This is a genomic window from Streptomyces sp. NPDC016845, from assembly GCF_044332585.1.
GTDB lineage: Bacteria > Actinomycetota > Actinomycetes > Streptomycetales > Streptomycetaceae > Streptomyces.
The window spans coordinates 66,657-93,011 of the sequence record NZ_JBIRPI010000023.1 but is presented as its reverse complement, the minus strand read 5'-3'; the positions used below and the strand labels follow the sequence as shown (position 1 = coordinate 93,011).

Here is a 26,355-nt window from a genome sequence, read left to right as displayed (position 1 = left end):
ATACGACGCATCGTATCAATACAGTGTATCGGCATGAGACCTCGTATCGCCGTGGTCGGGGGCGGCCCCGCCGGCCTCACCCTCGCCCGTGTCCTGCACCGCCTGGGCCACCCCGTCACCGTCCTCGAACGCGACCCCGCTCCCGACGCACGTCCTGCGGGCGGCACGCTGGACCTGCACGAAGGGCTGGGCCAGCTGGCGCTGGACAAGGCGGGGCTGCTGGCAAAGTTCCGGGCGCTGTCCCGCCCCGAGGGACAGGCCATGCGCATCCTGGACGCGGACGGGACCGTCCTGCGCGACTGGCGCCCCCGTCCGGACGACCGGGCCAACCCCGAGATCGACCGCGGGCACCTCCGCGACCTGCTGCTCGGCCCTCTCGCCATCCAGTGGGGGCGGGGCGTGACGCGGGTGGTGCCGGGGGCCCGGGACGACGGCGTGAGGGTCCACTTCTCGGACGGCCGCCAGGACACGTACGACCTCGTGATCGGCGCGGACGGCGCCTGGTCCCGGGTCCGCCCGGCGGTCTCGTCGGTGACGCCGCACTACACCGGCGTCACCTTTGTCGAGACCTCCCTGGACGACGTCGACGCCCGCCACCCCGGCCTCGCCCGGCTGGTCGGCGACGGTTCCATGGCGGTGTACGGCGTGAACCGGGCTCTCGTCGCCCAGCGCGGCAGCGGCGGCCACGTCAAGGTGTACGCCCAGTTCCGCGCGCCGCTGGACTGGCACGCGGAGCTGGACCTGGCCGACGCCGACGCCGTGCGGTCGAGACTGCTGGCGCTGTTCGACGGCTGGGCCGCTCCCGTCCTCGGCCTCCTCCGCCAGGGCACCGCGTTCGCACACCGCCCCCTCCACGTCCTGCCCGTGTCGCACACCTGGGCCCACGTTCGGGGGGTGACGCTCCTGGGCGACGCCGCCCACCTGATGCCCCCGCTGGGAGCGGGCGCGAACCTCGCGATGCTGGAGGGCGCCGAACTCGCCGAGGCCATAGCCCGCACCGCCGCCACCGGCCCCGGGCAATTGGGCGAGGCCGTCCGCGCCTTCGAGCAACGGATGTGGGCACGGGCCGGCAAGTGGGCGAAGCTCACGACGGCCGGCCTCGACCGCCTCGTGAGCCCGGACCCCGCCGAGGCCATCGCCCTCTTCGACCGGCTCCAGCCGTCCTGACCGGCCTCAGCCTCCGTCGGGGCTCCGGCAGGGCCCTTCACCTCGATGTCTCGACGTCGAGCGCCGGTGCGCGTCGCGCGCACTGTTACGCGGCGAAGCCGATGTTCATGACGTACTCGTACGCGCCGTACTCCGAGCCCAGGTCCGCGGTGATGTCGTCGAACCAGACCGAGTCCATCGCCTCCTCGTCGTCGGCCGCCCAGGCCTCGACCATGCGGTCCCAGCGGCGGACGTTCAGGGTGCGGAAGGAGACGTCGCGCTGGAGGGGGCGGGTGACCTGGGACTGGTTGAGGGGATGGAACTCGACGCGGGTGCCGCGGCCCTGGCGGTTGAGGCGCTGGAGGAGGTGGCGGGCGACGTTGCGGCGGCGTACACGGCGGTAGGCCGCGTCCAGTTGGGCGAGGCTCTTGCGCGAAGGGGTCGCCTTCCCCTCGGACCAGCGCCGCAGCGTGCGGTCCGTCACCGTGAGACCCGCCTCGCGGGCCTGGGCACGGGCGTGCGGGGTGCGCGTCAGGTAGTTCAGGCGGGCCAGCATGCCCCGGCGCGTGGTGACCGGGCTGGCGATGAACCCGGCGAGCGTGTCGAGCCGGCGGGCGGCTGCCTCGTAACCCTTCAGGCCCTGGGCGCCGAACTTGCCGAATTCGAGATTGCGTTGCGGCATTCCGGGCTACGCCTCCGCCTCGTCCTGGTCGTCGTCGTACTCGGCCCCCGCCGTGTACACGTCCTTCACCTTTACCTCCGTGACCGCCCGGCCCTCGGGAAAGACACGGCGCCAGTCGCCGATCACGTGGAGTTCGTCGGTGCCCATGGCACGTACGACCGTCAGCCCCTCCTCGTGGGCCTTGAGCGCCTTCATCCAGAGGTTGGCGAACGCCTGCGAGCGGATCAGGTGCATCCAGTCGGGGCGGTACAGCTCCCGGTTGTAGTTCGACTCCCCCATCGTGGAGACGAACTTGGAGTACATGGCCTTCACGTACTCGAGCGTCACGTCGTCGTTCCGCTCGATCGCCGTGTCGCGCGCGTCCTTGAGCGCCACCCGGAACTTCTCCAGAAGGCCCTCGGTCGCGCCGGACGTGTACGACTCGTGGATCTCGGGCGGCTCGCACAGGCCGTACTTCGGGCCCGAGAGGCGCAGGAGGAGGCGGAGGGTCGGTTCCGTCACCCAGAGGGGGCCCGGTTCGTCGCGCCGGCCGATCGGGTTCGGGAGGACGGCCTCGTGGTCCCAGTGGGGCGGCGTGATCAGGTGGACACCGGCGCGGCGGCGGTCGTGGTCGAAGCCGGTGGAGTGTTCCAGCTGGCCGAGCGGGAGGTGGGTCTTCAGGGCCGAGAGGTAGGCGCCGTTGATGTCCAGGGCCGTGACCTCGTGGGCGCCGGGGGGCAGCTCCGGCCGCGTCCACTTGGGGCGGGCCTCCCAGATCTCGTCGGCGCCGCGCGACGTCCGCTTCTTCAGGACGTCCGGCATCCAGGGGTGCGCGATCACCTCGTAACGGCCGCCCTTGCGGGTCTCGTCGAGCAACGCCATCGCGTCCGGGATCGCCTTCTTCAGCAGGTCCGCCGTGGCCGCCTCGACGTCGCCGCCGTGGTCGGCGAGGGTGGCGCGGACGCGCTTCGCGATGAGGCCGGAGGGTTCGGCGGGGGCCGGCTGGAAGGCCCGGCGGGCCGGGGACGGGGCGGTGCGGCCCTGCGGTGCCGGACGGGTTTTCGGGCGCGCCGCGAGTGCCGACTTCTCAGGTACGGGTACGGGTACGGGGGCCGACGCCTCCGGTGCCGGTGCCGGTGCGGCGGGCCGTGCGCCCCCGCCGCAATCCGCCGGGTTCAGGTGCTGGGCGAACCCGGCGACCCGCCGGCCCGCCAACTCCCCGCACAGCACGCAGGGTTCGGGCACCGCCAGGGTCTCCACGTCATCGTCGTCACCGTCGTCACCGTCGACGTCGCCACTGTCGCCGCCTGCGGGGGCCGTCGGCGCAACGTCCGTCTCCGGCTCCGAATCCGGCTCCGCCGGTCCCTCCTGCTCGGCGAGCTTCGCGCTCAAGCCCTCCAGGAAGTACGCGTACTTCGTGCGGACCTCGCCCGACGGCGCGCGGTCCGACTCCCACGCGCTGAGCGTCGACGGACTCACCCCCAGCGCCCGGGCCACCTGCGCCTTCGGCAGCCGGGCCTGTTCGCGCAGGGCGCGGCGGACCTCGGGTGCGGGGAGCGGGACCTCCGGGGCGACGGAGGCGAGGAGGGAGTCGATGGCGTCGAAGTCGCTCACGTGCCGTCCGCCTTCCGCCTGGCCCGGCGGCGTTCCGCGAGGGCCGGGGTGACCGTCTCCTTCACCCGCTGTTCGCCCCAGCCGGTGAGCTGGGCCGCACGGCCGATGCGCCCGTGGGGCGGGCGGCCGGTCACCGGGTCCCGGGACAGGTACGTGCGCAGCGCCTCGGCGACGCGGGCCTCGGCCGCGCGCAGGTCGGCCACCGCGTCGGCGAGCGCACGCTCGTCGGCGCCGCTCGCGCCGTCCCGGTCCGTCCTCTTCACCGTCACCCACGCAGTGTCGGTAATCCCGCGACGCAGGTCAATTCGTGGACAGTATGAATCCCTGCATACAACGGATTCAGTGACAGTCCATGAAACATGGCCTCCGGCTCAACTGATCAGGATTCAAGAAGCCCATCGCCCGGACGCGCGGCTAGCGTGGCGTCATGGATCTCCGAATTCACACCACCGTCCTCCCGCACGACGACCCGGACGCCTCCATGGCCTTCTACCGCGACATCCTCGGCTTCGAGGTCCGCGGTGACGTCGGGCAGGGCAAGATGCGCTGGATCACCGTCGGCCCCGCGGGCCAGCCCGGCATCTCCCTGCTTCTCGCGCCGCCCGCCGTCGACCACGGGATCAGCGAGGACGAGCGCCGCACCATCGCCGAGATGATGGCCAAGGGCACCTACGGCTGGATCCTCCTGGCCACCGGCGACCTCGACGCCACCTTCGAGAAGCTGCAGTCCAGCACGGCCGAGGTGGTCCAGGAACCGACGCTCCAGCCGTACGGGGTCCGGGACTGCGCGTTCCGCGACCCCGCCGGGAACCTGGTCCGCATCCAGGAGGTCCGGGAAGACCGACAGGCCCGGGAAGACCGGGAAGCCAAGTGATGTGCCACCCCGCGTTACGGCGCGCGCTGATCGCCGCCCAGCACCTGCGCGACCTCGCGCGGCTGCGCCGGGTGCGCGACCGGATCGACCGGGAGTACGCGCGCCCGCTGAACGTCGAGGAGCTGGCGCGCGCCGCCGGCATGGCCCCGGGCCGGCTCAGCCGGCAGTTCCGGCTCGCCTACGACGCGTCCCCGTACGCGTACCTGATGGTGCGTCGCACGGAGCGGGCGATGGCGCTGCTGCGCCGCGGCGACCTCGGCGTCCCCGAAGTCCGCCGTGCGGTCGGCTGCGCCTCGTCGCCGGGCGTCTTCGGCGAGCGCTTCACCGAGCTGGTCGGGATGGACCCGGACACGTACCTGCTGCGCGCCGCGACCGCCCCGGGCGAGCTGCCCTGGCGGGTGACGCGACGGGGGCCGGTACCGAGCGGGCCGGTATCGAGCAGGAATGAAGAAGCCACCGCCACCGAGCCGCAACTAGCGTGACCGGCATGACGACTTCACTCGCCTCCGTGACCCTCGAAGTGGCCGACCCCGCGGCCGCCGAACGCTTCTACTCCGCCGCCTTCGGGCTCGGCCCGCGGCTGCGGCTGCGCGCCTCCGAGGCGCCCACGACCGGCTTCCGCGGCTTCAGCCTGTCGCTGACCGTCGCCCAGCCCGCCGACGTCGACGCCTACCTCGGCGCGGCCCTCAAGTCCGGCGCCAAGGCCCTCAAGCCCGCCGCCAAGTCCCTGTGGGGCTACGGCGGCGTCGTCCAGGCCCCCGACGGCACGATCTGGAAGGCCGCGACCACGGCCAAGAAGGACTCGGGACCGGCCAGGAAGGAGTTCGATCAGATCGTGCTGCTGCTCGGCGTCGAGGACGTCAAGGCGAGCAAGCAGTTCTACGTCGAGCAGGGCCTGAGCGTCGGCAAGAGCTTCGGCGGCAAGTACGTCGAGTTCACCTCCGAGGGGAGCGCCGTGAAGCTCGCGCTCTACAAGCGCCGCGGTCTCGCCAAGGACGTGGGCGTCGACGCCGACGGCAGCGGCTCGCACCGCATCGTCCTCGGCTCCACCACCGCCGCGCCCTTCACCGACCCGGACGGGTTCGCCTGGGAGCCGGCGTCGGTCACGTCGACGTCCTCCTGACCGCCCGCGCCACCCCGCCCCGTCCTGCCCGGCAAGACCTACGAGAGGAACCCCATGGACGCCGCCGAGAAGCACGAAGGTTTCACCGCCGAGGAGCGCGAGGCGATGAAGGACCGTGCCAAGGAAGTGAAGTCCGCGCGCCGCGCCAAGGGCGGCGCCAAGGCGGACACCGAGCCCGAGGTCCTCGCCAAGATCGCCGAGATGGACGACGCCGACCGGGTTCTCGCCGAGAAGATCCACGAGATCGTCCGCGCCGCCGCCCCCGGCCTCCGGCCCAAGCTCTGGTACGGGATGCCCGCCTACGCCAGGGACGGCAAGATCGTCTGCCACTTCCAGTGCGCCGGGAAGTTCAAGTCGAAGTACGCCACGCTCGGCTTCAGCGATCAGGCCGCGCTCGACGACGGGACGATGTGGCCCACAGCCTTCGCCCTCACCAAGCTGTCCGCCGACGACGAGAAGCGCATCCGCGAGCTGGTGCGCAGGGCGGCGGGCTGAAACGTCCCGCCGCTAGGACCTGGCGGCGGTGAGCTGCCCCCGCTGCGACCGGGGTGTCTTCATGCCGACCCGGCCGGGCGAGATCGTGCGCGGGTCGACGGCCTCGCCGGGGGCGCCGACCTCGTAGGGGCCGGTCGGGGCGTTGGGGCGGTCGTGCGGGAGGAGGAAGAACGTGCGGCGCTCGAACAGTCCGCTGTCGGGGTCCTTGTCGGCGCCCGGCAGCAGGTTGGCGTAGCCGATGATGCGGCCGTCGCGCTCGTAGCGGGGCTTGCCCCGGCGCCGGGTCGACTTGTCGAGGGCCTGGCGTACGTAGTCGAGGTTCTCCGTGCTCTCGAGCCACACCACGGCTTCTTCGTCGGCGAGCTGGCTGTCCTGCAGCATCGAGCTCATGACCGCAGACCCTCCTGATTTTCCTGGACCGGGCACCGGTCCGCGCGTGTGGCGGTCACGCCATGTGTTCTCTTCCCCCTGGCTTGGCTCGCGTTAAGGTCGCCTCCGCCATGGTACGGGCAGCACCCGTACCCGCCCAGGGCGATGTCAGGCCTCACCCGCCTCACCGGCCTCCTCCCCCACTCTGCGTGTTCGACTCGGTGTGCGAACCGTGCGAACCGTGTGAACCGTCGGGCAGCAGGGCGAGGCCCGGATAGAGCTTGCGGTCGTTGTTCTTGATCATCTCGGCCGGGGAGGCGAGGCCGAGGTCCTGGCGGATGCGGCTGGCGAAGGCGCGGCTGGAGGAGGGCCTGATGGACTCCTCGGCGCACCAGCGGCAGTACGTCTCGTAGAGCAGTTTCTGTTCGACCCGCAGGTCGGGGTTGGGGCGGCCGTCCTCGCCCTTGGTGCAGCACTCGCCGATGAAGCGCCCGATGTGGTCCTCGGTCGTCTCGTACGCGGCCGTGGCCAGGCGCACCGAGACGGGGCCGTGCAGCGGGTCGCGGGTGTCGAGGTAGCGCTTGGCCCCCTCGATCAGCCAGTGCAGGATGCCGGGGCCCTCGTCGCGGACCAGCTCCACGGCAAGATTGTCGATCTTTCGCTCGTTGGGCACGACACGTTCGAACGGAATCAGCCGCATACGGCGCCAGAAGGCGTGGCCGCCGGTGCCGACCTCGGGCCGGTGGTTGCCGAGCAGCCACAGTTTGTGGGTCGGTGTGAAGGAGAAGAAGTCCTGCCGCATCCGGCGGGCGGTGATCTTGTCGCCGCCGGTGAGGAGCTTGACGCGGGCCTCGTTGAACTTGTCGTTCGGCTTCAGCTCGCTGCACACGACTATCCGGCGCCCGTGCAACTCGGTGAGTTCGGTGGAGTGTTCGGCGAACTTGCCCTTCTCCATGAGGAACCCGGGCGGCGCGGCGTTGGCGTAGTCGCCGAGGACCTGCGTCATGACGTCGAGCAGCACGGACTTGCCGTTGGCGCCGGAGCCGTACAGGAACGGCAGCACCTGGCCGCCGACGTCGCCGGTGATCGAGTAGCCGAGGAGCACGTGCAGGAAGCGCGTGGTCTCCAGGCCCTTCTCGTCGTCGCCGAAGGTGTCGCGCAGGAAGCGGTCCCAGCGCGGGATCGGCATCTTCTGCGGGGCGACCGTCGTCGCGCGCGAGTGCATGTCGCTGAGCGCGTCGGACTTGCGCAGGGCGCCGGTCTTGAGGTCGACGACCCCCGCCGGGGTGCACAGGGCGTAGATGTCACCGTCGAGGACGTCCGGGTCCAGGCTCAGACTGGGCGCGGCCTGCGCCTGGTGCAGGAGCGCCTTCATGCCGGCGGTGGACTGCGTACGCCTGCGGTGCATGAGCAGGTCGCGGTTGCTGAACAGGCCGCGCGGGTCGCTCGCCGGGATCTGTTCGGCCATGTCACCGGCCGCCCACAGCGCCGCCTTCTCGCCGCCCGTGCGCTTCCAGCGGTACTGCTCCCAGCAGTACCAGCCCAGGCCCTCCACGTGCCGGAAACGGTCGCTGAAGAGGCGCGCGAACAGCTTGGCGTTGCCCCGGTCGGTGAGCTCGTCGGGGAACAGGCCGCCACGGTCGCCCTCGTCGACGACGGCGGCGTGCTCCACGGGGACCTCGCCGGAGCGCGTGGCGCGGGGCCGGTCCTGCTGCGCCGGAACGCCCGGCCGACCGCGGCTGCCGGAGTCGGCCGGGTCCGGACCGGGGTCCGGGTCCGCGTCCAGATCCAGGTCGAAGCTCTCCTGCCGCACCTCCTGCCGGATCTGTTCGGCGGCGGCGACGGCGTCGAAGCGGGGTGGCTGCTCGTCGCTGCTCATGAGCGTCCTCGGGGGTGGAACGGGCGCTGGGCGCCTGCGGACAGAGCGGAGTCGATGACGGCCAGGTTGCGCCGCTCCTGGTGCGGCCGGGCCTGTCGCGCCGCCGCCTCCAGCAGGTCACGCACCTCGGCCTCCGCCAGGTGACCGCCGTGGACCAGGCCGCCCGCGGCGTACGCGGCCCGGTTCAGTTTCTCCGTGAAGCTGGCGCCTTCCGGGGTCGCCGCACAGGCCGTGACCTCCGCGAGCAACGGCTCCAGGATCCGGTTCGCCGCGGCGGGGGCACGCCGCCTCGACACGCGAGCGGCGACAGAGACGCCAGAGGCACCAGGGGCACCGGAAGGGGCCTGAGGCGGCTCCTGCGCCCCGGGGACATGGCCGGTGCGGGTGAGCTCGTCGGCGAGCCACTGCGGCAGCGAGGCGGGCGTACGGGCCTTCCCCACGCGCGTGTAGCGCCCCGCGGTCGTACGGGTCGCGGGCGCGACGATGTAACCGTTGTCCGAACGGACGTCGACCTGCCAGGCGAGGGCTGTTCTCGGGCTCGATCCGGTGGACGACCTGTAACGGGTCCCTGGATGAGGATTTCGGTACCAGATGTGCAGCCCCCCGGATGGTGTTCGAATGCGCAGCGTGCCCTCGTCCTCGGCGGGAGAGGGCGTCCCCCGCAGCGCGGCCAGCAGTGCCAGCGTGTGAAAACCTGTGGCCAGACCAGCTAGATCCACTTTCGGCCCGATAGGGATACCAGGCAACAGGCGGGAACGGTCCGGGACTTGCGCGGCGTGCGCGTCCACGTCGATGACGACGAGGTCCGCCGGCCCGCAGGAGACCCCGACCCCGAACCTGGGGTGCGTGCCCCACCAGGCGTCGATCCGCTCCAGGGACGTGGTGGCCGCGTGGAAGCCGTGGCACCAGCGCCCGGCCCGGATGCACGGACACTCCGCAGGTCGGTGCCGGTTCTCCTTGCAGGCCTCGCAGTTGGCGGCGGGCGTCTTCTGCCGGGGCGCCAGCGGATGCACGGGCCACCCCGCCCGTGCACACCAGCGGGCGACAGCGTGGGGCTGCTCCGTGGCCCCCTCCGGGGCCGGCGAGCTCGACGCAGGCTGACGCGGCACTACTAGTCCTCGGAAGTCCTTGGTCAAAGGTTGACTCGTCGCTGCCCAGTTCCTGACAAAAACCTGTGGCCAGCGGGGGTCTCCCGACGGCCAACGGGACTGAAGGGACTGAGTTTCCGACAATGCGCTGCCGAGACTAGCGCACCCGAGGGCCCGCCCAGTATGCCCCCGCGCGTCGTCGAAACTACAGTCCCGTCAGTCCCGCGTACGGGCATACAAGACATTCCCGACTAGGCGCACCATTGCGGGCGTCGGCTTACGGGACTGAAGCACTCCCCCGATCCCGTTCAGTCCCGCACGGGCTTCAGTCCCGCTTCAGTCCCGTAGACATAAGCCCAGGTCAGAGGGGTTCACCTCAAAAATCACGGGACTGACGGGACTGAACCCTCCCCTTATAAGCTACGTACGTGTCCTTATGTGTTCCTTACGTACGCGCGCATACCCGCACACACACATGATTAGGAACAAGGGGGTTCAGTCCCGTCAGTCCCGTAAAAAGCCCGAGAGAAGCCCGTGCGCGGCTGTGACCTGGGCTTTCTTGAACGGGACTGAAGCGGGACTGAAGCGGGACTGAACGGCGGCACCGGTCTCGCCCCCGCGTTTTGGGCCGTTTTTGGCTGGGCGGGGTCAACATTCGGCCCGTACCGCCCGTCCCAGCCGCATCCAGAAGTGCCGGTGGCCCCAGAAGCCCCCTGAGCCGCCCTGGAGGCCCTGCGGACCCCTGGAGGCCCCGGGGAGCCAATAGGGGTGGGAGAGGCCCGCAGAACGGCACAGGGGGGCCGCTGAGGGTCACCGAGGGACTACAGCGGGGAGTGGCGACCAGGGAGTCGGCTTACCCTCCCCCATCCGCCGCCACACCGGTTCACGAATACTTGAATCCTCAATGACTTCTCTGAGAGCCTCTGAGAGCGCCGACCGAGAACGCGGGGGAACCCGTCGGAACGCTCTCCGAGGAGGTCCGAACCCACGATCGAGCACTGGGGCGCGACTCCCCACCGTGCGGCTGCCGCCGACAGCTGCTGCGTTCCCGGCCGGTGACAGCGCGCCTGGGCGGGGCCTCCCCCGGCACGCTGCTGCGGCGAGTCCCGGCGATTCGAACGGTTTCACTGTTCGGGGTCTCAGGAGCGCCCCGGACGTCCGAGTCCGCGAGCGAGCGGCACGGTACGCACGCCGGTGCCCCGGCGGAAGGCGCTGACCGCGACGACCGCACCACCGAGCCGCTGGCACTCAGGGGGCGGGTCGCGGAGGTGGCTTGGGGATGGGCCCCGGACGCGGGCGTTGAGCCTCTCCCCCGCGGTTCCCGCGTCCAGGGCAGCGCTGGACTCCGAGAGATGAAGATCGGTTCTGATCGCCCGCCGGGGGCGATCAGGTGCCGCGCGCTGCGTCGATTCGTGAGGGTGCGGAGTGCGTTGTCGGTCGCCGAGTACGTGGCTTGATCCGGGGCTCGCGCACCAGTAGGCGGTTGCTCCGGCTGCCCGAGGGTTGCGGGCAACGGCCGCCGACTGGTCCGGGTAGACGCGCGCTCGCTCACTTGGACCGTCGGGCCGGGCGCCGGGTCGGACGGTGGCGCGTGCGCAGCCCTCGCGTGATCTCCGAAGGGGCGCAGCCTGTCGCGGCCGGAACAGAACCGGTTGCGTGCGGCAGCACATCTGAGGTTCCGCACGAGAGCCGGTCTCCGCCCCGATGCGTCTGTCGGCGGCAGCAGGTCGCAAGCCCCGTGCATGACTGGGCGGATCATCAGCTGTTCGCTCGCAGTACTACGGGCATCCGCAGGCCGACCCGCCAGACGCCATCAGACGCCTGCAACCGACGCAACCGACGCCCCGCCCGGCGCCCGACGAAGCCACCTGCATGGCCCGCTGACGTCGTCTCGCTGCCTCACTGCCCTGCTGCTGTCCGCGCCTATGACCGCGCCCCGGCTGGCTTCACCTCGAAGCCCCTCGGGCCCTGGAAGGTGCTCGCTCCGCAACGATGGCAGGACTCGCAGATGCCTTCCCATCATCGACCGCCAGACCGCCAGAAGGGTATCCCCGGGACGGGGCCGCAACCAGGCGGCTTGCGGCCAGCTACCGCGTCCGCTGCGTCGGCGGTCAGGCGTGTCCCGCACGGCTGTCGCTACACGCGGGTGAGTTGCTCGACGTAGGCACGAGCCCCGCAACAGCGACCGTTTCGCCCGAACTCGGATACGCAAGAGCGAACCAGCCCGTGTCTCCACTCCGCAGACGGATCAGCGCCCGGCGCAAGACCCACCTCTGCAACGGGCGCAGCCACTGGCCCGGCGAGTTCGCAGCGAGCTCCCGTCGAGGACCGCCTACGCGCCCACACGCCACGCGAACCTGCTCCTACGAGCTTCCGGTACAGACGATGACCGACTGGGCAGAGTCAACGCGGGCGATACTGATGTGCCTTGAGGTTGGCGGCAGGGTGCTTGGCCATCGCAGCCGATGCCCGTAGGATGACAATCGATCTAGGACAATAAAACAGCCTGTGACCAGGCAAAACAAACAACGTCGCAAACATTGGAGCAAGCTTGCGTGCAAACCTTTATACAGGCGGTGAGCAACGCCCTGCACGCAACACTGTTGCCCCTTTGAAGCACAACCGGCACCTAGGCCTATCTGTATGCCTAGAAACAAGTGCGAGCGGACGCGGCGAGTCTGATGAGCTGCCACGCATTACTCACTGCCAGATCGCCGACATATTTGCGAGTTGGCCTGTCGGCCTGCGTTGCTATCTGGGCAGCAACGAGAGGGTGCGCCTGACCGTCCACCTGAATGCATGTGGCCGTTGCAGTGACATTGCTTGTGCAGGTCCCACCAGGAACGGCAGTGCAGCCGCATGCAGGCACGGCGACCGCCGTGCCTGTACACACAAGGATGAGCGCGCGCGCCAACCTTTCGACCGGCCAGCAAGCGAAACCCTTGGTGCGCTCCTAAATGAACCCGCTGGTGCATTCAGCGACCGGCCTACGGGCAGGCATGGCAGTTCCCGAGGTCATCAGCTGATCAGCCCCAGGGACAACCGCACTGGCCACTCGTCGCCACGCCCAACTGGCCACACGCGAACAAGCGCGAGCGCCGATGAGTGCACACCCAGGTCACACCGCACGCCCAGCAACCTAACTGCAGACACGCTTACAAGTCCGCGCGCTCATCTGCGTACTGACGAAGCCGCCCCTAAGGCAGCATGCATGACGGCCTACACACCTACGCACACACCTACGCATCAGGCTGGCAGCGAGCGCACCCACCGACAGTCGGGCCGGACCACAAGCCTGTACGCAAGCCCGACCACCAACCACCCCGCAAACGGCATCGCACACAAGGCAGCGAGCGGCCCTGCCCACTACCTTGAGCACCCGAACGCAGGTCGGCCACAACACCTCCCTGCTTACGCACCCGCCACCCGCCCCGCCCATCACCAGGCGGCCCAGCAGCCCTGCCGGTCCCCTCACCTGCCGAGCCGCAAGACCGGTCACCGGCGAAAACGCTGACCCCGCACCAGGCTTGCCCCTGAGCACGGCAGCCCACCCCACCCTTTGTTCACAAGGGGGAAGGTTCGTGTGTCTTCGCGTGGGGGCGGAAGTGGCCCTGGTAGTCTGACGATCTCCATGCGCCGCAACTTCGCTGAACATGACCAGTTCTGCAGGGGTGTCAGATATGAACCAAGCAGGACAGGCCACTTGGACAGCGGCGTGGGGTCAGGTAGACAGACCGGCTAGGGAGCAGGTGGTGGGCAGGATGCGCGAGCGTGCTTGGCCGTTAACGACCGAACCCCCTTTGGCCTGCTGTTTCGGTGGCCCGGTGGCGTTCAGGGAGCCTCACGGAGGGGTTCCGGGGGGTACTCCGCACCATGTCGGAGCGTTTTTGAGCGCAGGATCGTTCTGAGAGAAGTTTTCGCTGTACGAACGACCCTAAAAGCGACATACCTTTAGCCGAGCCACCCGAGTTACCCGTGTCTTCACCCGTGTTCGGGCCTGAACAGACTGAGAGGACCCATGTCCAGTCCCTTCGCAGCACCTGGCAGCCACACGCAGCTGCCCCCGATCCCCTGGGCGTCGTTGTCGCACATCTTCATGTTCGGCAACGGCAAGGGCGGCGTCGGGAAGTCGTCGGTCTCGGCCAACGCGGCGGGCAAGGCGGCGCGCAGCGGTCTGCGCACGCTCATCATCGACTGCAACGCGCAGGGCAACATCGCCCGGGAGCTCGGCTACAAGCGGGCCGACTGGAACGACGGCGGCGCGGGCCTGCTCGAGTCGCTCAGGACCGGCACGCAGCTCAAGCCCCGGGAGAACGTGCGGGAGAACCTCGACGTCGTCATGGGCGGCCCGGCCCTGGGGGACGAGTTCGGCATCTTCTTCCACACGCTGCTCGCGAAGGAAGGCCCGCACGCCTACCTGCGGTTGCTGCACTGCCTGCTGCCGATCGCGCACCAGTACCAGATCATCATTCTCGACACCCCGCCGGAGAACCCGTCCCTGCAGCGGCTCGCCCTGTCGACCGCGCGCTGGCTGGTCATCCCGGTCAAGAGCGACGGCGGCGCGGAGGACGGTCTGGCCCAGATCGGCCTGGAGTTCTCGTACGTACGGTTCGTCAGCCAGCTCAACCCGCACCTGGAGCTGCTCGGCGTGCTGCTGTTCGACACCGGGCGGACGTACACCGGCATCCACGCCGACGTACGGCAGCAGGTGCGCAAGGTGCTCGGCGAGGACGCACACATGTTCAAGCACCTCATCGGACACACGGAGTCGGTGGCGAGGCTCGTCCGCAAGCGAGGGCTGCTCGTGCAGGAGCTGGCCGACCGGCGCAGGGGCGGGGACCGGTCCGTGCCGGAGACTGTCGAGGGCCTGACGGCCGACTATGAAGGATTCACCGAAGAGATGTTCGCTCGGGCTCTCGAGCTGAGGAAGGAAACCGCCGCATGACCCCGCCCAAGGGCAAGAAGCGCACTGACGAGGACGACGAGCAGAGCATGTCCGACCAGGGCGTCGGCAACCTGTTCAGCGGGGGAGGGGCGCCGTCCTCGGCCCTGGCCGGCTGGGCCACCCCGGCACCCGCCGCCGCGCCCGCACCCGTGGCCGCCCCCGTTCCGCAGGCCGTCGCCGCGCCCACCACCGTCATCCCGCAGCCCGCCCGGCAGAGCGCCCCGGAGCCCGCGCCCGAGCCGCTGAGCGACGCGGACACGGCCAAGCCGGTCGGCTTCTACGTCTCGCAGAACGTCGCCGCGCGCTTTCGCAAGTACCGCAAGCAGAACGACATCACGCACACCCAGATCGTGCTGCTCGCCGTCGAGGCGGCCGCCGAGAAGGGCATCGCGCAGGTCGTGCAGGACGCGCGCCGGGAGCCCAAGTTCCAGTCGAAGCTGTTCGCCGTGACGGTCAAGCCCGACGACTCCGATCTGCGCGGCCTCGGCCCGGTGCAGCTGCAGTACAAGCCGACCAGGGCGCAGAAGGGGATCATCGACCAGCTGGTCGCCGAGTCCGGGCTGCCGGACCACACCAAGTTCCTCGCGGCGGTCCTCGACCAGTACCTGCCGGGCCGCCGGGACGCGTGACTTCTCGCTTCTCGACGGATGGCGGGCCGCTCTACACCAGGGCCCCCAGCGGCAGCACCCTCTTGGAGAGTCTGCCGCGCAGTCGGCCCGCCGCCGCGTCGACCTCGGCCTCGGCGAGCCAGTCGGCGGTGACCAGCAGCTCGACGTGTTCGGCGACCTGGTCGGCGGTCAGGGCGCAGAACACGGCGGCCTGGTCCAGGGCCAGGCCGCCCGTCCCGCCGTCCCCGCTGCCGTCCCCGCCGTCGCAGTCCCCGCTGCCGCCGGGCCCGGGGTACGCCAGGCTTCCGTCGAACGAGCTGTGGGCCGCCGTGTAGAGGGCGAGCAGGCGGCACGTGGCGCCCAGCTTCTTCTTGCGGATCTTGCGGTCGCCCACCGTCCGCTGCGCCCACCCCGACAGCCGTGAGCGGGTCGACTTACCGAAGGTGAACGGGCGCGGCTCCGCGGGCAGCAGCGCCGGAACGGTGAAGGACGTCGGATCCTCCGGCCGTGACTCGAGCAGTTCCGCGACGGTCCCGGGCAGCCGCAGCCAGCCCACCTCCACCAGCCGCTCACACACCTGCTCCGCCTCGTCCTGGAGCCAGCCGGTGACGTCCTGCCCGGTGACGTTCCCGGTCCCCGCGCGCGCGGCCCGCAGGGTGAGCAGGAGCACCGCGAGGCGCGCCTCCGCGTCCGGGTGCGGCGAGTTGTCCCGTACGTAGGTGATGACGGACCGCGCCTGGACGGCCTGCCCCCGGGTCAGCAGTCGCTCCACGGCGGGCCCGCCCTCGTCGCCCGCGCCGTCGAAGGGGCGGCCGACCCGGTTCTCGTACATCTCGCGGGTGGTCTGCGCGGCGCTGCTGGCGCGCTCGGCCTCGGCGCGCAGCGACCTGTCGCCGGTGACGTCGGCCCAGGAGGCGAACGCGCGGGCCTTGCGCTCGTGCAGGTGTGCCAGGCGGGCGAGGTCGGGCTCGGCGCACTTCTGGTAGGCGCGGAAGGCGTCGCCGAGTTCGACGAGTTCCACGCGCAGGACGTCGGGCTGCAGGTCGTGCGGCACGGTGCGCTGGGCGATCTTCCCACCGCGCCGCGCGCGCCGGGGCATGCCGGCGGGGGTGGTGCCACGCGCGCGTGGCACGTCGGCGGCGGCTTCGGGGACCGGCGAGGGGGTGAGCGACGGGGTGAGCGAGGAGGTCGGCGAGCTGAACATCGCGGCAGCGGGCGCCGACGCGGCGGGGGAGGCGGGCCGGTGGTCCGAGAAGACGGCCGCCACGCCCTCCCGTGCCGCCTCAGGGCTCCCGGCACTCTCCCGGCCGGGCCCGGGCCCGCTCTGGGCGGTGCGGGCCGTGGGAGGGGCCGTGTCCAGGACCCGGCCGCCGGTCGCGGCGGCGCAGCGGGCGCACGTCTCCGCGATCCGCCACAGCCGCCCGGCCCGGTCCGCGTAGACCGACAGGACCATGGGGCCGCCGCACCGCATCGCCTGCGCGGCGGGCCGCGCTCCCTCCCGGCGGCCGGGTAGCGGACCCGGGTCGGGGGTGTGCCACGCGCAGTCGGCGGCGCGGCAGCCGCACAGGGCGTCGCCGCGCGGGCCGCCGTCGCCGCGGATGTGGGAGAGGTGCTGGTTGACGTGGTCGATCGCGGCCTTGCGGCCCGCCGCGGCGCTGGGCAGCCGCCGGTCGGGGCAGGCCGGACGCGAGCAGGAGAGCTTCACGGTCCCGGCGGCGGGACGGCCGTCGGGGTCCAGGCGCAGCACCCACACCCGCCCGGCGGCGCGGTCGTGCTCACGGTCCTGATCGCGGCCCCGGTCGTCGTCGCCGCGGTCGCGGTCTTGCTGCGTAGTGGCGTCCATCGCCATGTACCTACTCCGAGCTTTGAATGATCAGTTGCGCGGGCGGTCCTCATCATCAGGGACGCCGGTCGCTCCGCCCGCGCCCCTCGCACGGCGCGGGCCCGGCGCGGGGCGGACCCCGGTCGGGACCGCACGGCAGGTCACGCGTTCGAGGTGTACGCCCACGATCTCGGCCCCGTTGCGATATCCGCAGGTCAAGTGGTGCGTCGAGGGAGCTTGCGGGGCTGACGGGGCTGAAGCTCCAGGTTGCGGTGAGCACTGACCCGGCGGTGGCCCCGGGCGTATGCGCACCCGCGCCGATGTCATACGTACGTGGTAACCCGGCGCCACGCCCGCCCTGTCGCGGGGCTGAACGGGGCCGGAGCGGGGCCGAACTGTGCCGAGCCCTTTGGCCCCGCTTCAGCCCCGCCGTAAAACCGCAGGTCAGAGCGGTGCGCCCGCGAGGTGCGGGGCTGACGGGGCTGGAACCTGTAGTTATCAACTGCTCAGAGACTCTGCATATGCGCGCGCGTATATGAATGCTTGTATGACTCCTAATGTTCTGGTCATGCTCTGGTCATGTTCTAGCTGGCTGATAACTACGACCTTCAGCCCCGTCAGCCCCGCACTTCCTTGGGGCACCCCGTCTGACCTGCTACTTTTCCTTCCGGGGCTGAAGGGGCCGAGCCCCGCCCGCGGGCCTGGACGCGTTTCAGCCCCGCGGGTCCACGTGCGGGTGTGGGGCTGAAGGGGCTGAAGGTTCCGACACGCAAAGCCCCCTCCCGCGGGACGCCGCCACCGTGGGCTACGCTCGGGCCGTCAACTTGAAACCTGAGCCCCTTCAGCCCCGTTGATCCCGCAGGCACCCGCCCCGACCAGGACTTCCTTGCCGGGACAACGCCTCCTGTACGCCCCGAACAGCCCGACAAGGACGATCCATTGGCCCGCGAGTCCGCGACACCGGCAACGGTCCCGGACCCCTTCTCCGACGGGCCGACCTCCACGCGCGTCCGCTCCGGGCCAGGCGCTCCCGAACGGGGCGAGCGCGCGCCCACGGATGCGACCCGCACCGCACCCGGCACCGAGTTCGTCATCGAGTCCGCTCTGTCCGCAGGCGCCCAGCGCCCGTTCCACCCCCGAGGACGCTCATGAGCGCCGAGCAGCACATCCGCTTCGACGCCGAAACGGCCGCCGAACAGATCCGCCAGCAGGCGTTCGACTTCGACACGCCGGGCGCGCCCGAGCCCGGCGGCGGCCCGAGCCTGCCCGCCCAGCAGACGGAGGCCCGCCCCGCCACCGCGACCGCCACGCTCGAAGCGGCCCGCGTGGCCGCCGTGTCCGCCCCGGCGGCCGCCCCGGCCCCCGACGGCCTCCTCCCGGACTCCCTCTCCGACCGGGGCAACGCGAAACTCTTCGCCCGCCTCTACCGTGACCAGTTCCGCTATGTCATCGGCATGGGCTGGCACTCCTGGGACACCTACCGCTGGAAGCTCACCGGCGGCGACGAGGCCGCCGTCTGGGCCGCCGGGGACATGGCCGAGCAACTGGCCGAGCACGACCCGAGCGGCCGCTTCACCTCCAGCAAGCTGGCCGCCCACCGCCGCCACTCCGAGTCGACCACCGGCCTCAAGGCGCTGCTGTTCCAGGCCCAGGCCGCCCCGGGGCTGCGCCTGGACCCCGACGTCCTCGACGGCGACATCTACGCCCTGTGCACCCCCGCCGGCGTCGTCGACCTGCGCACCGGCACCCTGCGCAAGCCCGACCCGCTCACCGACATGCACTCGAGGGCAACCGCCGTCGCCCCGCAGAAGATGCCGATCCCGCGCTTCACCCGGTTCCTGACCGACACGTTCGGCGAGGACGACAAGGGCCAGGAAGTCATCCGCTTCCTGCACCTGCTGCTCGGCTACTCGATCACCGGCGACGTGGGCGCGCAGGTCATGCCCTTCCTCTACGGCTCCGGCGCCAACGGCAAGTCCGTGCTGCTCGAAGTGGCCATGCAGATCCTCGGCGACTACGCGAACGCCGCCCCGCTCGGCTTCCTCATGGAGAAGGGCAAGTTCACCGAGCACTCCACCGAGCTGACCGAGCTGCACGGCCGCCGCATCGTCGTGTGCAGCGAGCTCAAGCCCAACGACAAGTTCAACGAGGCCCGGGTCAAGCTGCTGACCGGCGGCGACACCATCACCGCCCGCCGCATGCGGCAGAACTTCTTCACCTTCACCCCGACCCACAAGCTCTGGCTGCTCGGCAACCACCGCCCCGAGGTCGGCACCGGCGGCCACGCCTTCTGGCGCCGCATGCGGATCATCCCGTTCGAGCGCCGCGTACCCAACGAACGTAAGATCGACAATCTCGCCGCCGAGCTCGTCGCCGACGAGGGGCCGGGCATCCTGCAGTGGATGATCGAGGGCGCCAGGCAGTACCTCGCGACCCGCGACCCGCTCACCGGGCCGACCTCCGTACGGATCGCGACCGCCGCCTACGAGACGACCGAGGACCACATCGGCCGCTTCATCAGCGAACGCTGCGTGAAGGGCGCCGACGCCGACCTGCGCGTGGAGCAGAAACTCCTCTACGAGACCTACGGCCGCTGGTGCTTCGAGGAGTCCATCCGGGCCTCCACGCCACGCGCCTTCGCCAGCCGCATCCGCCAGGAGCTCGGCCTGGCCTCACCCGCCGAGATGATCAAAAGCAACGCGTCCAAGCTCTACCCCGGCCTCGCCCTGCTTCCCGAGCTTCCTGACGAAAGCGACATTCAGGCGGGAAAGGCACTGTGAGCACCCCCGGCGCACTGGGAGCGCCCCCCGGCCGACCGTACGATGGAGAGCGCCGCCGTGACCGCGCGCGTCCCGCCCGCGCAGGTCAGAGCCGCTCGCACACCACAAGGACAGGCCGCCGCACGGCCGCCCGGACACAGGAGGCCCGATGAGCGCGATGCCGCAGGAAGGCGATCTCGCCCAGGAGGCCGAGGTCGTCTGGCTCGAGGACCCGGAAGATCTCGACTACGTACGCCAGGCCCTCGACAAGGTCAGGACCCGCAAGGGCAAGCCGCGCTACGAGCGCGACGGCCGCCTCATCGGCTACACCAACCTCACCCCGCGCGCCCCGCGCAGCTCCGACAGCGGCCTCTTCGCCCGCCGCACGTTCTACCTGCTGCCGCACGACCGGCCCAACTGCCCCGAGGACCCCGACTGCCCGTACATCGTCGGCGCGCCCCTCGAAGCGGTCGACCCGAGCACGATCGAGCCCGGCAAGGTCGGCGAGAAGACGGCCCGCTCACAGGGCACCGCGGACATAGTGCCCGCGGGCTCCTGAACCCCCGAATTCGGCCATATGCGGTGAACGCCACCGCCGAGACTGCCCGCGTACAGGGCTTCTCGTGAATCATTTCCCGCCGTCTGTGGGGAAGTCGGGTCGGGGAGGCGCCCATTCCCGGCTAGCGTGGACCTCGCTCAACGTCGCATCCCCCCGTGTGCGACGTTGAGCTTTTTTGCGCGTTACGGCGTCAGGGCGTCAGGGCGTCAGGGCGTCAGGGCGTCAGGGCGTCTCGCCCGGCGCCGCCACGCGGGCCCGGCCCGGCGCGACCGTGTGCAGCGCGGCATCGCCCCGTAGCTCGTCCACGGCCCGTCAGGGCGTGCGGAGCGGAGCGGGGACGCCGGTCCAGCGCAGGTCGTGGGGGAGGTGGCTCAGGTCGTTGTAGGTGAGGACGGCGGCGGGGCGGGCCTCGGAGTAACGGATCACGGTCAGCGCGGCGTTGGCGGGCGTGAAGCCCAGCCAGCGCCAGGCAGGCGCGTCCAGGGCGGCCCGGACCAGCCAGGCGACGAGGAACGCGTGCGTGACGACCAGTTCGTGCCGGGGCGCGTCCGCCTCGGAGCCGTCGACCGGCCCGGTGAAGTCGGCGAGGGCGCGCCGGGCCAGCTCCGCGCCGTGCGCCCGCTCCCGCTCCGTGACCGGGGCGAGGCGGGCCAGCAGGCCGTCGGCCGACCCGGGCGGCAGCTCGTCGCGCCCGGGGACGTGGGGCACGTAGTCCCCGGCCGCCTCGCGCGCGTGCAGCGGCACCCCGTCCAGTTGCCGGGCGACCAGGCGCGCCGTCTCCGCCGCGCGCGGCAGCGGCCCGTGGTGCACGGCCGTCAGCGGTACGCCGCGCAGCCGCCGCCCGAGCAGCCCGGCCTGGCGCCGCCCGGCCTCGGTGAGCCCGCCCTCCTCGGAGACGGCCGCACCGTGCCGGGCCAGATACAGGTAGCGATCTCGCATGCGGGCAGGGACGCCGCCCCGGTGGCCGTCAGTTCCCGGGCGGGCCGGGACGGGCCGGCGCGGCGCTGCGGCTTCGGCGGTCGCGTCGGGCGGTCCGTGGCACGGAGCTCAGCGCGTGCGCGGGGGCCGGAGTGTCGGTGATGAAGGAGGTGACCAGGGCGATGGCGGCGTCCGGGCGTTCCAGCATCATCATGTGGTCGCAGTCGGGGACCCGCAGGAAGTGACTGCCGTCGATCGCCGAGGCGAAGTCGCGCTGCTGCTCCAGGGTGGTGATGGTGTCGTGCTCGCCGCCGAAGACCAGCGCGGGCACGCCCGTGAGGCCGCCGACCGGGTTGCTGTGGGTCCCCAGGGCGTGGCCGAGGAGGTAGTCGCCGTGCGGGCGCCGGGCGACGCGCAGCAGGGAGCGCCGGAAGAAGCGCAGGGCCAGGTCGCGGCGGTGCACGTAGCGGCTCTCGTCCAGGCAGAACATCTCCGCCGCGATCCCGTCCGCGAACCCCTCCAGGTCCCCGGCGGCGACGAGCCGGCCCGCGTCCCGGCCCCGGGCGATCGCCGCGTCGGTCACGCGCGCGGGGACGCCGCCGAGCACGAGCCGCGCGCAGCGCTCGGGGTGGTGCTGCGCGAACCGGTAGGCGATGACCGAACCGTAGGAGTAGCCGTAGAGGTTGATGCGCTCCGCGCCCAGGTCGTCGACGACGGCTTCGAGCGCCGCGTCCAGGAGCTCCACGCCGTGCTCGGGCCGCAGCAGGTCGGAGTCGCCCGCGCCGGGCAGGTCGGTGGTGACCAGGTCCGCGACATCGGTGAGGGCGTCCTCCATCTGCGCCCAGTCGTACATGCCCTGGAACGCGCCGCCGAGCGCGACCAGGGGTTCGGCCGTCGCCGTGCCCGTCCGCACGGTCCGGTAGGCGTAGGACAGCCCGTCCACGGTCAGGGAGCGGACGGATTCCGTGAGCATGCGTTCCTTCACCTCAGGCACGGGCAAGCACGAGGGCTGCGTTGTGGCCCCCGAAACCGAGCGATGTGGACACCGCGCACTCCAGGCGCGCGGGGCGGGCGTTCTTGGCCACCACCTCTACGGGCACGGCCGGGTCCTGCACGTCCAGGTTGACCGTCGGCGGCACCAGCTGCGCCTCCAGGGCGAGCGCCGTCAGGGCCGCCTCGATACCGCCGGAGGCGCCCAGGGCGTGACCGGTCATGGCCTTGGTGGACGTGACGAGCGGGCCGTCACCGAGGACGCGGTGCAGGGCGGCGCTCTCGACGAGGTCGTTCATGACGGTCGAGGTGCCGTGCGCGTTGACGTGGCCGACGTCGGAGGCGGCGACGCCGGCGTCCGCGAGCGCGTCCCGCAGCGCCCGCTCGATGCCCCGCCCGTGCTCGTCCGGGGCGACGGCCGAGCAGGCGTCGTTGGAGGCCCCGTACCCGGCGAGCCTCGCCCGGACGGTGGCCCCGCGGGCGCGCGCGTGCTCGGGGTCCTCCAGGACGAGGAGCCCGGCCCCCTCGCCCACCACGAAGCCGTCCCGGCCGACGTCGAACGGGCGGCAGGCGGCGGCCGGGTCGTCCACGCGCGTGGAGAGGGCCTTCATCCGGCACGTACCGGCGAACACGAGGCGCGACGTGAGCGATTCGGCCCCGCCGGCCACGGCGATGTCGCAGCGCCCGGCGCGCAGCCAGTCGAGGGCGGTGCCGATCGCGTCGCTGCCCGAGGCGCAGGCCGTGCAGACCGCGAGGCTCGGCCCGCGCGCGCCGAGGTCCCGGCACACGCTGCCCGCCGCGTTGTTGGGAACGGTCACCGGGGCGACCTTGGGGGAGACCCGGCGGGGCCCGCGCCCGTCGAGCACGGCCTGCTGCTCGTCGTAGAACCGCAGACCGCCGTGGGCCGAACCGATCACCACGCCGACGCGGGCGCCGTCCCAGCTCTCCGGGGTGAGCCCGGCGTCGGCGACGGCCTCGCGCGCCGCGAGCACGGCCAGTTGGGCGAAGCGGTCCATGAGCCGGATCTCGCGCCCGAGCTCCGTCTCCGGCTCCAGGCCCCCGACCACGTACATGAAGTCGCACGGCAGGTCCCGCAGCGACTCCGGCCTGCGCACGCCCGCGGGCACGCGCGCGGAAGTGACCTCGTTCCAGGTCTCCTTGGCGTTGCGTCCCGCGGCGGTGACGAGGCCGATGCCCGTGACCGCGACGGCACCCGGCCCCCTCGCCCCGGCCATCACGCCACCGCCGCCTTCTCGCACACGACGTCGAGCAACTGCTGCACTGTGCTGCGGGACGTCAGATGCACGTCCTCCAGGTCACAGCCCAGCTCATCCTCCAGGATGAGCCGGAGCTCCTCCAGTTCGAGCGAATCGATGTGCAGCCGGTACAGCGGTACGTCAGGACGTACGTTCTCCGGCGCGAGCCGGAACATCCGCACCAGCAGGTCGATGACATGGTCGGCGGTCGTCTCCAGCAACTGCTGCTCCCTACTCGGCGCTGTAAAGGCTTCTGACTAACTCCCGCCCGCGCGTCAGGCAACGCCCACAAACTCCCGAGCGCCCTCAGGCCCCCGCAAGAACCCTTTCGAGCCACCAGGTTGCGCATGTTCTGGCGAACCGCTTCTCCACATTCGAGAGGGAGTACGGGTCCGGGCCCGGGTCCGCGTACCAGTCGCGAAGACGTAGAGCCGCAGCGTGAGGAACCGTCCGGCACCGGCGAGAGCGGAGGCGCCGAGGTAGACGGCCTGTTCGGTCAGCGCGCCGGGGGAGGGGTGCACGAGGTGCAGGAGGAGGACGGCGAGGCTGGTGGCCAGATAGGCCGCGCTCGCCGACCCGGCCGACTGCCAGTGCTCCCGCAGGCCGGCGCGGCGCCCCTTGGCGAAGGTGAAGCGGGCGTGCAGTTCGGTGCAGAGCAGGGTCGAGACGACGGTGACGGCGGCGTTGGCGACGGCCCAGGGCAGCGCCGCGGCCGCGGCCACCACCGGCACGGCCAGGCTGGCAAGGACCCCGACCCCGCCCCCGAGCCCCACGAACCGTACGAAGGAGGCGAACGCCCCGGGCCCGTCGGGCGCGGCCGCGCGTGCGGACGTCTGCGCTGTCGACGACTTCATGGCGGTGTCCTTCCGGGAACGGGGCGTGGGGAGTGACGGGGGGTGGGGAGTGGGGACGGTGCGGGGGTCAGAGGCTGCGGGCGGTGATGTCGCCGTACGAGGTGGTGGCGCGGACGGTCAGTCCGGGGGTGGCGTCGGCGTTCTTGAGCGAGTTGTGCACCCGGCCGTAGGAGGTACGGGCGTCGAGCGCGGCGGAGACCCCGGGGGCGGCGCCGACGGAGATCGCGCCGGACTCGGTGCGCAGGTCGACCGTGCCCCGTACGCCCTCGGTGACGGTGATGTCGCCGCTGCGCGTCCTTATCTCCGCCGACCCGTCAAGGCGGCCGACGACCACGTCACCCTGCATCAGACTCAGCCGGGCGCCCTCCACTTCTTCCAGGTGGACCGTGGCCCGCGCGCCCTCGAAGTCGACGTCGGCGAGGCGCCCCGCGCTCCGTACGTCGATGTCGGCGCCCCTCGCCCGGACCCGCGACCCGGCCGGCAGCTGGACGGTGACCGTGACGACCCCGCCCGGCCCGAGAAGCCGCTTCTTCGCCTCGGGCGCCTCGATGCGGAGGACTCCGTCGGCGTACTGGACGGTGATGTCCTGCGCCGCCTGCGTGTCGCGGCTCTTGGTCTTGTCCCCGGGCAGGACCCGCACGGCGGTGTCCGCGCGGTCGGCGGCGACGAACTCGACGCGGGCGGCGGGGAGGTCGAGGACGGTGAGGACGGGGGCGGGGGTGTCGAAGGTCTGCATGGCGGGCTCCTCTGCGATTGCGCGTTCCTTGTTTCTGATGATGGAAACGCTACGTTGCGTTCATAGGATTGGCAACGTGTTTATTGCACTTGAGAGCAGTAGCCGCAGGTGAGATGAGGGTTTTTGTTGCAACGAGGGCGGAGCTAACGCAACGACTTCATCGGGATAAGTTGCAATGACTGTGACTGAACGCCACGCGGGGGAAAGAGCAACGGACTTCACGGCCCGGCCACCGCCGTGTCACGAACGTGTCTTGAGCGCACGCACGACGCAACTGTGGTGATCATTTCGCCTGTCCGAGCAGACACGAAGCAACGAGAGGACACACCATGCGCACTCGTAAGATCTCGGCCCTGACCATGACCGCCGTCGCCCTCGGCCTGGCGCTGACGGCATGCGGCAACGGCGGTGCGGACCATGCCTCCGCCTCCGCTCCCTCTTCCGCGAGCAGCCCGGCGGCGGCCACGAGCACGCCGCCGTCCGAACCGACGCGGGCCGACCCGACGCAGGCCGGCACGGCGTCCACCGGCACGTCGCAGGGCACGTCCGCGCAAACCGGCTCCGCCGGTACGCCCGCCAAGGCGGACCTGAAGTGCACGGACCAGCTCGACTACGCGGGCGACCCGCGCTCCAACGCCGAGATCAACTCGATCGGCGCCGATACGGGCACGTGCCCGCCCGTGCGGAAGTCGCCGTCCGACATCAAGTGCACGGACCAGCTCGACTACGCCGGCGACCCGCGCTCCAACGCCGAGATCAACTCGATCGGCGCCGACACGGGCACGTGCCCCCCGGTGAAGCAGAAGTGACGCCTCCGCGTCAGGTCGCCGCCGGAGCGCGCACGACGAGGCCCGCGCAGATGTCGTCGGGGCCGGTCAGCACGGGGTGGTTGGCGGCCAGTAGCCGCCGGACGGCGTCGGGGGTGTCGTAGGCGCGGGCGGCGACGTCCTCGAGCGTCTCGCCGTCCCGGACCGTGAGGAAGCGCGCGGCGATGTCCTCCTGTCCCGCCTCGACCCGGTCCTCGACCTCGGTGACCCCTTCCGTGTTGCCCAGCGCGAGCACGATCCTCTCCTTCTGGTCCTGCATGGCGGAGTCCCCGACGACGACGACCGTGGCCTCCTCGACATACACCCGGAAATGATCGTGCGTCAGCTTCAGCTCCTCGAGTCGCTCCTTGAGCTGCGCGGCCGCCTTGTCCGGCTCGGTCGACAAAGGCACCTTGAGCCGGTGGCCCGCTTCCCGCGCGAACGAGTACATCGTCGTCATACGTTCTCCGTCCTGTGGCGCGGCCCCGTGACACGTGACACGACCGGGACCGCTCCTGCCGGTTCTTCCTCCCACGGCTACCCGGCGACAACGCGTTCTCGCCCCGGACCCTCCCGGAGCCCTCACCCGGGCGGCCGAACGCGGCCGTCGCCCCGCGGCGCGAACGCGCACACCCCGGCCCCGGGCGCCACCATCACCACCGGAACGACGAGCGCGGTGCGCTACGCGGCCAGGACCGCGCCCGGCGAACCGCCGGTCCCGGCCAGGCCCTGTTCGGCCTCGGACACGCCGTCGGTCGCGGCGATCGTGAGCGGTCCGTAGGCGACCGCGGCCCGCGAGGGACGGCGCCCACCGGCCCGTCGGCCGTCAGGTCAGCAGGCGCGCCGGGCCGCG

24 protein-coding genes are annotated in these 26,355 nt (G+C 71.4%); 10 read left to right on the top strand and 14 right to left on the bottom strand.

Annotation, left to right across the window (positions count from 1 at the left end):
• Positions 1 to 33 precede the first annotated feature (33 nt).
• Positions 34 to 1,167 carry an FAD-dependent oxidoreductase gene (locus ACH4RC_RS35170; RefSeq protein WP_398208087.1) on the top strand — a complete coding sequence of 378 codons (1,134 nt, stop codon included), beginning with the start codon at positions 34 to 36 and terminating at the stop codon, positions 1,165 to 1,167.
• Positions 1,168 to 1,252: 85 nt separating this feature from the next.
• Here the strand turns inward: ACH4RC_RS35170 and ACH4RC_RS35165 are convergent, their stop codons facing one another.
• The 3 genes from ACH4RC_RS35165 to ACH4RC_RS35155 are packed head-to-tail and all read right to left on the bottom strand — an operon-like array spanning position 1,253 to position 3,690.
• A complete protein-coding gene (locus ACH4RC_RS35165; protein WP_398208085.1) occupies positions 1,253 to 1,828 on the bottom strand; it encodes a transcriptional regulator in 576 nt (191 codons plus the stop codon).
• Between the two features lie 6 nt (positions 1,829 to 1,834).
• Complete coding sequence (locus ACH4RC_RS35160; protein WP_398208084.1) at positions 1,835 to 3,421, bottom strand: helix-turn-helix domain-containing protein; 1,587 nt, start codon at positions 3,419 to 3,421, stop codon at positions 1,835 to 1,837.
• On the bottom strand, positions 3,418 to 3,690 hold the full coding sequence (locus tag ACH4RC_RS35155) for a hypothetical protein (protein WP_398208082.1): 273 nt from the start codon (positions 3,688 to 3,690) through the stop codon (positions 3,418 to 3,420). Before ACH4RC_RS35155 ends, ACH4RC_RS35160 begins: the two co-directional genes overlap by 4 nt.
• 158 nt (positions 3,691 to 3,848) lie before the next feature.
• Here ACH4RC_RS35155 and ACH4RC_RS35150 point away from each other — a divergent pair, with 158 nt between their 5' ends.
• From ACH4RC_RS35150 to ACH4RC_RS35135, 4 genes are read left to right on the top strand one after another with little or no spacing between them, the layout of a single operon-like run.
• The gene (locus ACH4RC_RS35150) at positions 3,849 to 4,295 is read left to right on the top strand and encodes a VOC family protein (protein WP_398208081.1); all 447 of its coding nucleotides are present in this window, start codon (positions 3,849 to 3,851) and stop codon (positions 4,293 to 4,295) included.
• Positions 4,295 to 4,777, top strand: a complete 483-nt coding sequence (locus ACH4RC_RS35145; protein WP_398208169.1) for a helix-turn-helix transcriptional regulator — start codon at positions 4,295 to 4,297, stop codon at positions 4,775 to 4,777. Before ACH4RC_RS35150 ends, ACH4RC_RS35145 begins: the two co-directional genes overlap by 1 nt.
• Positions 4,778 to 4,782: 5 nt before the next feature.
• The gene (locus ACH4RC_RS35140; protein WP_398208080.1) at positions 4,783 to 5,418 is read left to right on the top strand and encodes a glyoxalase; all 636 of its coding nucleotides are present in this window, start codon (positions 4,783 to 4,785) and stop codon (positions 5,416 to 5,418) included.
• A gap of 54 nt (positions 5,419 to 5,472) precedes the next feature.
• Positions 5,473 to 5,913 (top strand): iron chaperone, encoded by a 441-nt coding sequence (locus ACH4RC_RS35135; protein ID WP_398208078.1) that lies wholly within the window; start codon positions 5,473 to 5,475, stop codon positions 5,911 to 5,913.
• A 12-nt stretch (positions 5,914 to 5,925) separates the two neighbouring features.
• On the opposite strand, the gene ACH4RC_RS35130 is transcribed toward ACH4RC_RS35135, so the two are convergent.
• The 3 genes from ACH4RC_RS35130 to ACH4RC_RS35120 form a co-directional block, all read right to left on the bottom strand.
• Positions 5,926 to 6,303, bottom strand: a complete 378-nt coding sequence (locus ACH4RC_RS35130; protein WP_398208077.1) for a DUF6009 family protein — start codon at positions 6,301 to 6,303, stop codon at positions 5,926 to 5,928.
• 163 nt (positions 6,304 to 6,466) lie between these two features.
• Positions 6,467 to 8,161, bottom strand: a complete 1,695-nt coding sequence (locus tag ACH4RC_RS35125) for a phage/plasmid primase, P4 family (RefSeq protein WP_398208076.1) — start codon at positions 8,159 to 8,161, stop codon at positions 6,467 to 6,469.
• Positions 8,158 to 9,174 (bottom strand): bifunctional DNA primase/polymerase, encoded by a 1,017-nt coding sequence (locus ACH4RC_RS35120; RefSeq protein WP_398208075.1) that lies wholly within the window; start codon positions 9,172 to 9,174, stop codon positions 8,158 to 8,160. The genes ACH4RC_RS35125 and ACH4RC_RS35120 overlap by 4 nt, the downstream gene beginning before the upstream one ends.
• A 4,093-nt stretch (positions 9,175 to 13,267) precedes the next feature.
• Here ACH4RC_RS35120 and ACH4RC_RS35115 point away from each other — a divergent pair.
• Positions 13,268 to 14,194 (top strand): ParA family protein, encoded by a 927-nt coding sequence (locus ACH4RC_RS35115; protein ID WP_398208073.1) that lies wholly within the window; start codon positions 13,268 to 13,270, stop codon positions 14,192 to 14,194.
• Positions 14,191 to 14,823 (top strand): hypothetical protein, encoded by a 633-nt coding sequence (locus tag ACH4RC_RS35110; RefSeq protein WP_398208072.1) that lies wholly within the window; start codon positions 14,191 to 14,193, stop codon positions 14,821 to 14,823. Before ACH4RC_RS35115 ends, ACH4RC_RS35110 begins: the two co-directional genes overlap by 4 nt.
• Positions 14,824 to 14,854: 31 nt before the next feature.
• Here ACH4RC_RS35110 and ACH4RC_RS35105 read toward each other — a convergent pair whose 3' ends face one another.
• A complete protein-coding gene (locus ACH4RC_RS35105) occupies positions 14,855 to 16,645 on the bottom strand; it encodes a hypothetical protein (protein WP_398208071.1) in 1,791 nt (596 codons plus the stop codon).
• A 1,127-nt stretch (positions 16,646 to 17,772) separates the two neighbouring features.
• Here ACH4RC_RS35105 and ACH4RC_RS35100 point away from each other — a divergent pair.
• Positions 17,773 to 19,404: a phage/plasmid primase, P4 family gene (locus tag ACH4RC_RS35100; RefSeq protein WP_398208070.1), complete on the top strand. Its 1,632-nt coding sequence runs from the start codon at positions 17,773 to 17,775 to the stop codon at positions 19,402 to 19,404.
• Between the two features lie 148 nt (positions 19,405 to 19,552).
• Entirely contained in the window at positions 19,553 to 19,942 is a 390-nt protein-coding gene (locus tag ACH4RC_RS35095; RefSeq protein WP_361075653.1) for a DUF6009 family protein, read from the top strand.
• A gap of 312 nt (positions 19,943 to 20,254) precedes the next feature.
• On the opposite strand, the gene ACH4RC_RS35090 is transcribed toward ACH4RC_RS35095, so the two are convergent.
• The 6 genes from ACH4RC_RS35090 to ACH4RC_RS35065 all read right to left on the bottom strand — a co-directional run bounded on the left by ACH4RC_RS35090 (position 20,255) and on the right by ACH4RC_RS35065 (position 24,696).
• On the bottom strand, positions 20,255 to 20,881 hold the full coding sequence (locus ACH4RC_RS35090; protein WP_398208068.1) for a histidine phosphatase family protein: 627 nt from the start codon (positions 20,879 to 20,881) through the stop codon (positions 20,255 to 20,257).
• Between the two features lie 28 nt (positions 20,882 to 20,909).
• Entirely contained in the window at positions 20,910 to 21,833 is a 924-nt protein-coding gene (locus ACH4RC_RS35085) for an alpha/beta fold hydrolase (protein WP_398208066.1), read from the bottom strand.
• Between the two features lie 13 nt (positions 21,834 to 21,846).
• Positions 21,847 to 23,085, bottom strand: a complete 1,239-nt coding sequence (locus ACH4RC_RS35080; protein ID WP_398208064.1) for a beta-ketoacyl-[acyl-carrier-protein] synthase family protein — start codon at positions 23,083 to 23,085, stop codon at positions 21,847 to 21,849.
• The gene (locus tag ACH4RC_RS35075) at positions 23,085 to 23,327 is read right to left on the bottom strand and encodes a phosphopantetheine-binding protein (protein WP_398208063.1); all 243 of its coding nucleotides are present in this window, start codon (positions 23,325 to 23,327) and stop codon (positions 23,085 to 23,087) included. Before ACH4RC_RS35075 ends, ACH4RC_RS35080 begins: the two co-directional genes overlap by 1 nt.
• Positions 23,328 to 23,381: 54 nt before the next feature.
• The gene (locus ACH4RC_RS35070; protein WP_398208061.1) at positions 23,382 to 23,960 is read right to left on the bottom strand and encodes a GtrA family protein; all 579 of its coding nucleotides are present in this window, start codon (positions 23,958 to 23,960) and stop codon (positions 23,382 to 23,384) included.
• A gap of 67 nt (positions 23,961 to 24,027) precedes the next feature.
• Positions 24,028 to 24,696, bottom strand: a complete 669-nt coding sequence (locus ACH4RC_RS35065; RefSeq protein WP_398208059.1) for a DUF4097 family beta strand repeat-containing protein — start codon at positions 24,694 to 24,696, stop codon at positions 24,028 to 24,030.
• 329 nt (positions 24,697 to 25,025) lie between these two features.
• On the opposite strand from ACH4RC_RS35065, the gene ACH4RC_RS35060 reads away from it, so the two are divergent.
• Positions 25,026 to 25,505: a hypothetical protein gene (locus ACH4RC_RS35060; protein ID WP_398208057.1), complete on the top strand. Its 480-nt coding sequence runs from the start codon at positions 25,026 to 25,028 to the stop codon at positions 25,503 to 25,505.
• A 10-nt stretch (positions 25,506 to 25,515) separates the two neighbouring features.
• Here the strand turns inward: ACH4RC_RS35060 and ACH4RC_RS35055 are convergent, their stop codons facing one another.
• A complete protein-coding gene (locus ACH4RC_RS35055; protein ID WP_398208056.1) occupies positions 25,516 to 25,962 on the bottom strand; it encodes a BON domain-containing protein in 447 nt (148 codons plus the stop codon).
• Between the last annotated feature and the right edge of the window lie 393 nt (positions 25,963 to 26,355).

Coding starts and splice junctions, on each gene's coding strand:
- ACH4RC_RS35095 (WP_361075653.1), top strand. CDS start 19,553: ATGAGCGCGATGCCGCAGGAAGGCGATCTCGCCCAGGAGGCCGAGGTC.
- ACH4RC_RS35055 (WP_398208056.1), bottom strand. CDS start 25,962: ATGACGACGATGTACTCGTTCGCGCGGGAAGCGGGCCACCGGCTCAAG.
- ACH4RC_RS35090 (WP_398208068.1), bottom strand. CDS start 20,881: ATGCGAGATCGCTACCTGTATCTGGCCCGGCACGGTGCGGCCGTCTCC.
- ACH4RC_RS35135 (WP_398208078.1), top strand. CDS start 5,473: ATGGACGCCGCCGAGAAGCACGAAGGTTTCACCGCCGAGGAGCGCGAG.
- ACH4RC_RS35115 (WP_398208073.1), top strand. CDS start 13,268: ATGTCCAGTCCCTTCGCAGCACCTGGCAGCCACACGCAGCTGCCCCCG.
- ACH4RC_RS35110 (WP_398208072.1), top strand. CDS start 14,191: ATGACCCCGCCCAAGGGCAAGAAGCGCACTGACGAGGACGACGAGCAG.
- ACH4RC_RS35085 (WP_398208066.1), bottom strand. CDS start 21,833: ATGCTCACGGAATCCGTCCGCTCCCTGACCGTGGACGGGCTGTCCTAC.
- ACH4RC_RS35145 (WP_398208169.1), top strand. CDS start 4,295: ATGTGCCACCCCGCGTTACGGCGCGCGCTGATCGCCGCCCAGCACCTG.
- ACH4RC_RS35105 (WP_398208071.1), bottom strand. CDS start 16,645: ATGGACGCCACTACGCAGCAAGACCGCGACCGCGGCGACGACGACCGG.
- ACH4RC_RS35150 (WP_398208081.1), top strand. CDS start 3,849: ATGGATCTCCGAATTCACACCACCGTCCTCCCGCACGACGACCCGGAC.
- ACH4RC_RS35080 (WP_398208064.1), bottom strand. CDS start 23,085: ATGGCCGGGGCGAGGGGGCCGGGTGCCGTCGCGGTCACGGGCATCGGC.
- ACH4RC_RS35165 (WP_398208085.1), bottom strand. CDS start 1,828: ATGCCGCAACGCAATCTCGAATTCGGCAAGTTCGGCGCCCAGGGCCTG.
- ACH4RC_RS35060 (WP_398208057.1), top strand. CDS start 25,026: ATGCGCACTCGTAAGATCTCGGCCCTGACCATGACCGCCGTCGCCCTC.
- ACH4RC_RS35125 (WP_398208076.1), bottom strand. CDS start 8,161: ATGAGCAGCGACGAGCAGCCACCCCGCTTCGACGCCGTCGCCGCCGCC.
- ACH4RC_RS35140 (WP_398208080.1), top strand. CDS start 4,783: ATGACGACTTCACTCGCCTCCGTGACCCTCGAAGTGGCCGACCCCGCG.
- ACH4RC_RS35070 (WP_398208061.1), bottom strand. CDS start 23,960: ATGAAGTCGTCGACAGCGCAGACGTCCGCACGCGCGGCCGCGCCCGAC.
- ACH4RC_RS35100 (WP_398208070.1), top strand. CDS start 17,773: ATGAGCGCCGAGCAGCACATCCGCTTCGACGCCGAAACGGCCGCCGAA.
- ACH4RC_RS35065 (WP_398208059.1), bottom strand. CDS start 24,696: ATGCAGACCTTCGACACCCCCGCCCCCGTCCTCACCGTCCTCGACCTC.
- ACH4RC_RS35130 (WP_398208077.1), bottom strand. CDS start 6,303: ATGAGCTCGATGCTGCAGGACAGCCAGCTCGCCGACGAAGAAGCCGTG.
- ACH4RC_RS35170 (WP_398208087.1), top strand. CDS start 34: ATGAGACCTCGTATCGCCGTGGTCGGGGGCGGCCCCGCCGGCCTCACC.